Consider the following 8,555-nt stretch of genomic DNA (forward strand, 5'->3'; position numbering starts at 1 on the left):
TGGGGCGCTAGTATCATTAATATAATGTATATAAAGTTTAGAAGATGAAGAACCAGATATTGCCATGTGTATCATATAATAAGTTCTTGGCTCTAAATTATTTATATTTAATGGTTTTATAACCTCTGTTTCTGTTGACCCAACATCTGGATTTGTTATTGTTGTTCCTCCTAATGAACTTCCAATTATTTCAAGTTTTTCATTGATTTTATAAATATTTATAGATAGAGCAAAATCCCAATCATTTCCTTTAGATAAAAATAATCTTATTTTTGTCATATTTCCGACAAAATCACCAGTTCTAAAAACAATTCTATAAATTCCATCTTTTACCAATTGATAAGTTCCAGCAGAAGTTCCAGACCTATTATAATCAATTGTTTCTCCTATTGTCTCTTCAAAGACAAAGTTTTTATCTACAAAACCATTTAATTTTACTTTTTTCGTTTGCCCAGTTGTTCCACTCTCATCTGCTACTCCAATCAATTGTTCTCTGCTCGTTGCCGATGCCTTATAAACCTTCCCATCACTTTTATTTAGATATAAAACATCACCAGCGTTTATATTCTCCCCAAAGACAAAATCTCTGTAATTTATATTTATAGCATCAGCCCTTAAATCGTTATATTGGCTTGCTTTAATTTGGTCCCCAGGATTAACATTGCTTGAATTCATAATTTTTAATTGTTAATTTCTATTTCATAATCAATCCTCGTGTCTTGATTGATTGATTTATTATAAGAAGGAGATATAACGCTTCTGGCAAACAACCTATTACCACAAAATAACCCTAACTCCTTGTATGTTCCATCAGGCAAATCAGCATCAGTAAAAAAGAATGATAAGGAAATTTTTGAAGGAATTACCTCTTCTCCTATCGCTATTTCTACATAATTTCCAGCAGGAGATTTTAAATCATTATCATTATCAGATGGAGCAGTTCCGTCAGTTCCCATTCTTGCTTGTGTTATTTTTAAATTATAACCATCAACACCTAATAAATTTTTTATAATTAAATTTAATCCATATCCATCACTACATACAATTAGATTGTTAATCCAATCAGTTTCTTCAATTATTTTTTCATTCTCAATTTTAGTAATCTTATATCTTCCTTTAATTGTTTTTTTGTCTTTTATTTTTATCATAATTTTAATCCCAAGTTGAAAAATCCCAAGTTCCTTCGTTTGTTTCACAGTCTCCCCAATAATACGGAGGAGATGTCGGGAATATAATTGATAATGAATCTGTTATATCTAAACTATCAGAAAATCCAATAAGTGATAAAAGTTTTTCAACATCATATTTCGGTTCTTTGCTTAATTTTATCATATTTTGTAAAAGTGTCAAAATTCCAATTGTCTTTAAAGTGGCAAACTTTATTTTCCAAACTCCTTTGTCTTTTCCTATAAAAGAAAAATCAACGCTTTCAATTATAAAATCTTCATTTACTTCTAATACATCAGAGTTTATGTTTATCTTTTGTCCGCTCCTAAATCCCATAAGATTAGTGTCAAAAGAACCTTCTATTATTGGTCCAGAATACGCTTCTAATTGTGCTTTTGCGTACTCTATTGCTGCTGCTCTCGATGTTATGTTTTTGTCTTCTTTAAAATGCTCGTATATTCCGTATTTTGCTGCTGATTGATAATCTATTTTTTGAACAATAATCGGGACAAGTGGAGTTCCAGAAACGACAATCGTTTTTTCATTCATATCTTCCTTAAATCTAATATATTTTTGATTAAAGTTCCAAAAGCAATCATAATCTTCTTCTTTATCTAAATTATCCACCCCAACGCTTTTTGCTACTCCATTTACCAAAACAGAAGGAAGTGAAGAAAATTTATAAATTAAAGGAAACTGCTTTTGTCCAGATGTTCCAGTATATATTTCTTGCTTTGTATTTGTTATTTCTTCTCCTCCTCTAATAGTAATTGAGTTCCTTATTTGCGATAAATCTTTACTAATTTTTAAACTTCCTTCGATGTATCCAAAATCATCAGTGATATTATACGGAGCAACATTTTCTTCTTTTGAAAAAAAATGAATGTCTTTGTCATAATCGACAAACCAACTATAATTATATAAATCTGCTAAAAGGTCAAAACAATTTGAAACCTCTAATCTATTAAATGAAATGCTTGGGACATTCTTATCGCAATTTACATTATTTGTCGTGAATTCAGTAGCATATTTTGAAACAATATCACCAATAATATAATTTACCGATTTGTCATAATATTTTTCCAATACTAAATGCCTATCTAAATTATAACTATAATCAACGCAATTTATTTTTAAAATAGCGTCATTAAATTCTTTTTCAAGGTCTATATTTATAATAATCCCACCAAATTCCTTTACTCCGTCTATAAAAAACTCAACTTCATCGTTTTCTTCTGGAACAAAATCACCTTTTAAAATTTCAAAAGAAAAATCATCTTTTCTGCTGTTTAAGTTATCTGTCTTTGATATACTATCTAATATTACGATATCTCTTCTTTCAACTCCGTTAATTTTTAAACTAATATTCATTATAATTTTATATTTTCTTTTAACTTTTTAACTATCAAATTTCCCATCTCTTCAGCCGCTTTTTCTGATAAATAATAACCACCATTAACATTAACAACTATGCCTCCTATACCAGAATTGTTTTTCGTTGGTATAACTGCTTCCCCTTGATGAAGCATATATAATCCTGTTCGAGGAACATAATTTGTCCCCTCTTGGTATCCAATTATTTTTTCTATTGGATTTTTTAATCCCAATGCTTTATAGGCCGAAACTGATTTTTGACTTTCTTTTTCAACTTTTTCGCTTACTGATTTTCCTCCTACTGGGACATTTAATTTTGCCATCTCAGCATTTGCCTCTTTAACCATATCAGAATAAACTTGAACAACAGCATCTTTCCAATTCCCTAATATTTTATATTGTGTTTCTAAGTTTTCTTTAAATGATTTTGTTTTCTCAATTTCTTTTAAAATAAATCCTTGCTGTTCTTGTCCGAAAATTACCATTAAAGCCTCGTATTGCTGTTTAGCATCTATTATTTCTTGAAGTTTATTTGCTTTCTCTGTCAGCATTTCTACTTGTCTCATCATCGATTTTCTTTGATAATCGTATTCCAATTTCTGTAATTCATTCATTCTCATATAATCTTTGTATTCCTGTATCGAACTCTCAACATTTATTTCCATATCCTTATAGGTTTTCAAAATAGCATTCTTTTCTTCTATTTGCTTTACTAAATCTATTATCTCTTTATTATTTTTTTGCTCCATCATAAAATCTATATCTTCTATATCTCTCTCCACTCTATCTATCTCTTTTGCGCTTGCTTCATTTCTTATTTTACTTTGTCGTTCACGGACAAGCCTTTCTCTTTCTATTTCCAATTCTTTTATTTTATCTTCTTTCTTTTTAATTAACTCTTCTTTTTCTAACTCTGTTTTTGCTACTAATTCAGCAATACTTGACCTATAACTTAATTCTTCATCAAATGATTGTTTTTTGTAATCTTTATCTATTTTTTCTAAATCTTCAAAGAGCGAATTTGTTTTGTCTTGTAATTCCTTAATTGTATTTATAACTTCATTAAATTTATCCTTGCTTATTCCCATCACTCTTTCTGTCTCTGCTCCCATTTTCGTTATGTTATCAGTTGTATTGCTTATAGCACCAGATAAATCAATTTGAGAACCGCTAAATTCATCTGTTTTGTTTTTCCCAGCCTCTATTTTATTTTTATATTCTTCTATTACAACATTGTTTTCAGCAGTTTTCTGTTTTGCTCTATTAACAACACTTTCTAATCTTAAAAATTTTCCAATTGCTTCTTCAATTGAATTTATCCAATTCTTAAAATATAGAATATTTACCATTATCTCGTCTCTATATTTCACAAGCATATATATAGAGCCAGCAACTGCAGCAACTAATAACCCTATCCACCCAATAGTCGCAAGTCCAATTCCTTTTAAAGCGATAAAAGCAATCTCTAATTCTTTTATTGTTTTAGTTATAGCAATAAATGTTAATCCCAATGTTCCTATTACAGCAATAATACCTGATAAAGCCCCACCAATAATTGTTATCCATTTAACTAATTCTTTATTCTCATCAATCCATTTTGTAAGATTTTGTATAAAAGGAATAAGTGCTGAAACAATTGATTTCTCAATATCAGCAAACACTCCCCCAATTGCTTCTTTTAAATCAGATATACTGGCCTTTAAAATAGTAATTTGTCCTTCAAGTGTATTTCCGTATGCTTGGTATTGTCCTCCTGCTCTTCTTGTTAGTTCTATCATTGCTTCTTCTACCGTTGCGTTTTCTTTCAATTGAATTCCATATCTTGATAATATTCCTAAATTACCAGATAATACTTTTCCAACAATGTCAACAGCAGAAGAATAATCAATTTGCCTGTAAATAGATAAATCAGCCGCTAACATAGCCGCTTTTTGTGCTTCAGTAAAATCACCAGTAATTTGTATTAACTTTGCTAGTCCAACAGAAGCCGTTTCATCTGATATCCCCCCCATTGCTTGTAATTCGCTTCCAAACTCTCTTGTTTTTTGTTTTAATTGTTCAATTGCTTCTTGTGTTGATAGTAATCCTCCTGAAAAATTATTTAGAGTAGTAGTTGATAATCCTTCAATTATTGTATCAACTATTTTTAATTGTTTTTCACTATCAGCAAACTCTTTTGTAGTAGAGACAACAACGGCAGTAATAGACGCAAAAGCGGCTGTTCCAACAACCGCCATCTTTTTAAAAGCAGGTTCAAAATCCTTTGCTGTTTTTTGAATTCCATCAAGTTGGCTCTTAACTTCATTAATTGTTTTTTGAGCCTTATTCTCAGCATCTATTACAAATGACAATTTATAGTCAGCCATTTTTTTTCATTATTTTTTTAATATTTTCGCTATCTATCTCAAACTTATCCTTCAACATATCTAAAAACCAAGTTGGTTGTTCCATATAATCGTTATAGGTCCAATGCATCTCTTGGCATATACTAACTATCTGCATCTCTGGTGTTAATTTCCCGAGCCTGTACCATCTTCTTGCTTCAACTCGGGATTTGTAAAATTTTCCCCATTATATACTTTCTCTACTTCCCTTAGAACAAATTTATAATCTTCATTTCTCATATCCTTCAACCTATTAACAATATCCTTTTTATCTCCATCAATTGACACAACTATTATTTTAATCATATTATCAGTCATTTTCTCTGATATGTCTCCAATGCTAAATTCTCCTTCACTTCCTTTTGAAGCATTTATATTCATCTTTAAATCTAAAACTGGCTTTTGTATTTCGTTTGCCTCTCTTCCTGTAATAAAATCCTTTAATTCTACTTTATGTTTTTGAAATGGTGTTATGATTTCCATAATTTTTATGATTCTTCTTCGTTATAATAAGTTTCTATTTTATTTACCACTTCTACTCCAATTGTCTTTCCTTTGTCTTCGTTGTATTCTGCTACAAAATCTATTGTCTCGTCTGATATATCGTCTAATCCTGTTCCCTCTGTCCAATTATTTACTCTAAATTGAGGAATTGTTATTTTAATACTTTTTCCATCGCTTCCTGAAAAAGAAACCTCCATTGATTTTTTTGTCAAACTATCAAAAGCATCTAATTGATTTTTATTTTCAAAGATTAAACTGAAACTTCCTTCAACTGATAATCCTTTAACTATTATTTGCCCAACATCATTGCTTCCAGGATAGTATATCAATTCAACATTATTAGATATTGTTAAAGTAAATTCTTTAACCTTTATTTCTTGACTATCAACCTTTACTGATGCGTTTTTAAAGGTGTAGTATGTCAACGGAACAAGGTCTATTGTTCCTAATCCGCTAACAGGATATTTTGATTTAACATCTATGCTTAATTTTGCGATATCGTCAGCAAAATTTAATTCTAATTTATCGACAACAGAGTTTAAAAATCTATAATTCCCAACCTCTCTTTCTGTTTCGATCGTTGCTGTCAATGGCTGGCTTGTTTTTGTTTCCTCAATTGTATGTTTATAAAATCCACCGGTTGTGCTTTCGCTTGTTATTTTACCTAACGCTAACGCAAACCAATAAGGAGCGGTATCAGGGTCTAACGGAACTTCAATTGAACCTTCTCCCCATTTCTTGCCTTCAACAGAATCACTTCCTTCAAGATTTCTCATTCCTCTTGCTGTATTATCAGCAATAGGAGTATGTTTTTCCTGTAAAGAAAAACTTAAAAAAGGAATAGAATGAGTAGGAGATACTGCTACTCCTGGCTCTTTTTCTAATCCAATTGCTATTTTTTTAATTCTTCCTATTCTCATATTTTTTAATTTTTAATTTATAATTTTAATTTATAATAATTTGGTAATAAATATTAAATATCTACTACCAACTCGACCTTTATGTTAAATTCTAATATAATTCTTGTTGAATTGCTGTCGTATGTTTTAATTGTTTCTACTGGTACAATCCTTAAAACATTTTCAATTTCTAATCCCCTTAAAAGATTTTCTATTTCCCAGCATCTTTTTTCTGCTGTTTCTTCTGCGTTTTTTGCTCCCTTTAATTCTTCTAATTTCTCTTGGACCAATGTTATTTTATAGGTTATAATCACTCTATCTTGGTAGTTTGTCAAAACTTGGCTTTCGTTTCCTTCCCATACAATCCAGCAATAAGGATATCCTTTCGGATTTTCTGGGGGATAGGTAAAAACATCTGCTATATAATCAATTTTTTTTAATTCAGTATATATTTTATTTAAAATTGTATTTATCATTTTTTTAATAAATTCTTTTTTAATTCTCTTTCTATTTTGATATCTTTGCTGTCTCTAAAAATAGCATCTCTTAAAAATGGCCTTCCTTTCATCTTTCTTGTCCCCTCGTGAACATAGATAGAATAATCAACATTCGTGTAAATAATTCCTTGCTTTTTATCTTCATTTATTGTCGTAGTAATACTTGACCTTAATCTTCCAGTATCAACAGGGGCTAAATATTTTGCGTCTCTTTCAATTTCAAGCAATACTTTTCCTAAAACTTCTAAAATATTTTTATCTATGTTTCCCCCAATTTTTCCAATCTCATTCATTATTTTCTGTGAATCTTTTAAATTTATTTTTACCTCTAACATAATTGCCTAATTATTAACTCTAAATGCTCATCATTTAAGAAACTATATTTGCTAACTCCTTTCACCTCATAAACATCATCATCTATTATTACTTTGTCCTTTTCCATAATATCACATACTTCGCAAAACATCTGAAAATCTTTTCCATAAACTCCGTTTAAATCAGTAGAAAATGAACTCTCATAAGGAATAATTAAACAAGGAACATTGTCTAAATAATCTTGATAATACTCGGCATCGCTTTCTGATACTAATCTTTGTGTTTTTGCTTTTTTATCAAAATATCTTAACATAATTAAAAATATCTTTTATAACTTTCTAAAATTTCCTTAACTCTATTAAAATCTTGCCACTGATTATTGCTTTTATACGATACAGAATAACTTCCTATATTAACGCTCTGGATTTCCCCTTCGTGATTTAAACTTTGATAAATTATTCCTGAAACTAAAATCGTTGCTACAAAGTTAATATCACTTGGTATTTCGTTTGAATAACCCCATTCCCCATCAATTATAATATTTTGCTCTCCCCTTGGGAAAAAATTATATTTTACTATTTCTTTCGGAAGTTTGTTTTCCGGATAAAGAAAATAATTTTTTATTTCCACCCCATTAACTTTAATACTATTTACCTTTAAACAATCATCTATTATTAAAGTATTGCTTCCATCACCGCTAAACTTTCTTTCTTCTTTAATAATATCAAAATTTCTATTTGTTTCTTTGTCTATGTATTGCGACACACTATCAATCCAAATTTCAACTTGTGAATGAAAATCACTATCTATATTTATTAAAAGATAGTTTTCTATATTATTTATTGTTGTGTATTTTTTCATAATATTTCTTTTTTTTCTTCTGTTTGATAAGGACTATTTTTGTTTTTATAAGGATTGTTTTTGTTTTTATACGGGCTTTCTTTTAAAGAGTAAGGTTTTCTTCTTTTTTTATAAGGATTTTCTTTTAAGGAATAAGGAGTTTCTTTTTTATTATAGGGATTATCTTTAAAAGAATAAGGATTTTCTTTTTTGCTATAAGGATTTTTCTTAAAAGAATAAGGGGATTTTTTATTTTTATAGGGGCTATCTTTAAAGGAATAAGGATTTTTTAATATTGAAAAAACTCTTTCTAATTCTTCTTCCTTTATTATATCATATATTTCTAATTTTGCTAAAATTTTTAACAACTCTTTTTCATTTATTTCTTCTTCTAAAAATATATTACTAATAATTAAAAACTTTTCTTCTTCATTTATTTTGTCTGTTAATAATATTCTTTTAAAAATATTTACTAAATCATCTGCTTTTATCTCATCTAAAACCTTTAATTTATTTAATATACTTGCCTCTTCATCTTCTTTTATACTATCTTTTAAGAAAATAAATGATATTAT

The 8,555-nt window shown here is 28.9% G+C and carries 12 protein-coding genes; all 12 read right to left on the reverse strand.

Annotation, left to right across the window (positions count from 1 at the left end):
* Positions 1-675, reverse strand: a 675-nt coding sequence (locus PKV21_07550) for a hypothetical protein (protein HOM27344.1), incomplete at its 3' end; no start/stop codon positions are given.
* Between the two features lie 5 nt (positions 676-680).
* Complete coding sequence (locus tag PKV21_07555) at positions 681-1,196, reverse strand: hypothetical protein (protein HOM27345.1); 516 nt, start codon at positions 1,194-1,196, stop codon at positions 681-683.
* Positions 1,153-2,538, reverse strand: coding sequence for a hypothetical protein (locus PKV21_07560; protein HOM27346.1), 1,386 nt, complete (start codon positions 2,536-2,538; stop codon positions 1,153-1,155). The genes PKV21_07555 and PKV21_07560 overlap by 44 nt, the downstream gene beginning before the upstream one ends.
* A complete protein-coding gene (locus PKV21_07565) occupies positions 2,538-4,907 on the reverse strand; it encodes a phage tail tape measure protein (protein ID HOM27347.1) in 2,370 nt (789 codons plus the stop codon). Before PKV21_07565 ends, PKV21_07560 begins: the two co-directional genes overlap by 1 nt.
* Entirely contained in the window at positions 4,900-5,043 is a 144-nt protein-coding gene (locus PKV21_07570; protein ID HOM27348.1) for a hypothetical protein, read from the reverse strand. Before PKV21_07570 ends, PKV21_07565 begins: the two co-directional genes overlap by 8 nt.
* Positions 5,044-5,051: 8 nt before the next feature.
* Positions 5,052-5,408, reverse strand: a complete 357-nt coding sequence (locus tag PKV21_07575; GenBank protein ID HOM27349.1) for a hypothetical protein — start codon at positions 5,406-5,408, stop codon at positions 5,052-5,054.
* A 5-nt stretch (positions 5,409-5,413) separates the two neighbouring features.
* Positions 5,414-6,349: a phage tail tube protein gene (locus PKV21_07580; GenBank protein HOM27350.1), complete on the reverse strand. Its 936-nt coding sequence runs from the start codon at positions 6,347-6,349 to the stop codon at positions 5,414-5,416.
* A 53-nt stretch (positions 6,350-6,402) separates the two neighbouring features.
* The gene (locus PKV21_07585; protein HOM27351.1) at positions 6,403-6,804 is read right to left on the reverse strand and encodes a hypothetical protein; all 402 of its coding nucleotides are present in this window, start codon (positions 6,802-6,804) and stop codon (positions 6,403-6,405) included.
* Complete coding sequence (locus PKV21_07590) at positions 6,801-7,160, reverse strand: HK97 gp10 family phage protein (protein ID HOM27352.1); 360 nt, start codon at positions 7,158-7,160, stop codon at positions 6,801-6,803. Before PKV21_07590 ends, PKV21_07585 begins: the two co-directional genes overlap by 4 nt.
* On the reverse strand, positions 7,154-7,453 hold the full coding sequence (locus PKV21_07595) for a hypothetical protein (GenBank protein HOM27353.1): 300 nt from the start codon (positions 7,451-7,453) through the stop codon (positions 7,154-7,156). Before PKV21_07595 ends, PKV21_07590 begins: the two co-directional genes overlap by 7 nt.
* A 2-nt stretch (positions 7,454-7,455) precedes the next feature.
* Positions 7,456-8,001 carry a hypothetical protein gene (locus tag PKV21_07600; GenBank protein HOM27354.1) on the reverse strand — a complete coding sequence of 182 codons (546 nt, stop codon included), beginning with the start codon at positions 7,999-8,001 and terminating at the stop codon, positions 7,456-7,458.
* A partial coding sequence (locus tag PKV21_07605) for a hypothetical protein (GenBank protein ID HOM27355.1) occupies positions 7,998-8,555 on the reverse strand: 558 nt, incomplete at its 5' end. The genes PKV21_07600 and PKV21_07605, both read right to left, overlap by 4 nt.

This window comes from bacterium (genome assembly GCA_035371905.1).
In the GTDB taxonomy this organism is placed as follows: Bacteria; Ratteibacteria; UBA8468; order B48-G9; family JAFGKM01; genus JAMWDI01.

Bases quoted from the DNA above. Each gene is read 5' to 3' on its own strand.
- PKV21_07595 (HOM27353.1), bottom strand. From the start codon at position 7,453: ATGTTAAGATATTTTGATAAAAAAGCAAAAACACAAAGATTAGTATCA.
- PKV21_07560 (HOM27346.1), bottom strand. From the start codon at position 2,538: ATGAATATTAGTTTAAAAATTAACGGAGTTGAAAGAAGAGATATCGTA.
- PKV21_07565 (HOM27347.1), bottom strand. From the start codon at position 4,907: ATGGCTGACTATAAATTGTCATTTGTAATAGATGCTGAGAATAAGGCT.
- PKV21_07600 (HOM27354.1), bottom strand. From the start codon at position 8,001: ATGAAAAAATACACAACAATAAATAATATAGAAAACTATCTTTTAATA.
- PKV21_07580 (HOM27350.1), bottom strand. From the start codon at position 6,349: ATGAGAATAGGAAGAATTAAAAAAATAGCAATTGGATTAGAAAAAGAG.
- PKV21_07585 (HOM27351.1), bottom strand. From the start codon at position 6,804: ATGATAAATACAATTTTAAATAAAATATATACTGAATTAAAAAAAATT.
- PKV21_07575 (HOM27349.1), bottom strand. From the start codon at position 5,408: ATGGAAATCATAACACCATTTCAAAAACATAAAGTAGAATTAAAGGAT.
- PKV21_07590 (HOM27352.1), bottom strand. From the start codon at position 7,160: ATGTTAGAGGTAAAAATAAATTTAAAAGATTCACAGAAAATAATGAAT.
- PKV21_07570 (HOM27348.1), bottom strand. From the start codon at position 5,043: ATGCAGATAGTTAGTATATGCCAAGAGATGCATTGGACCTATAACGAT.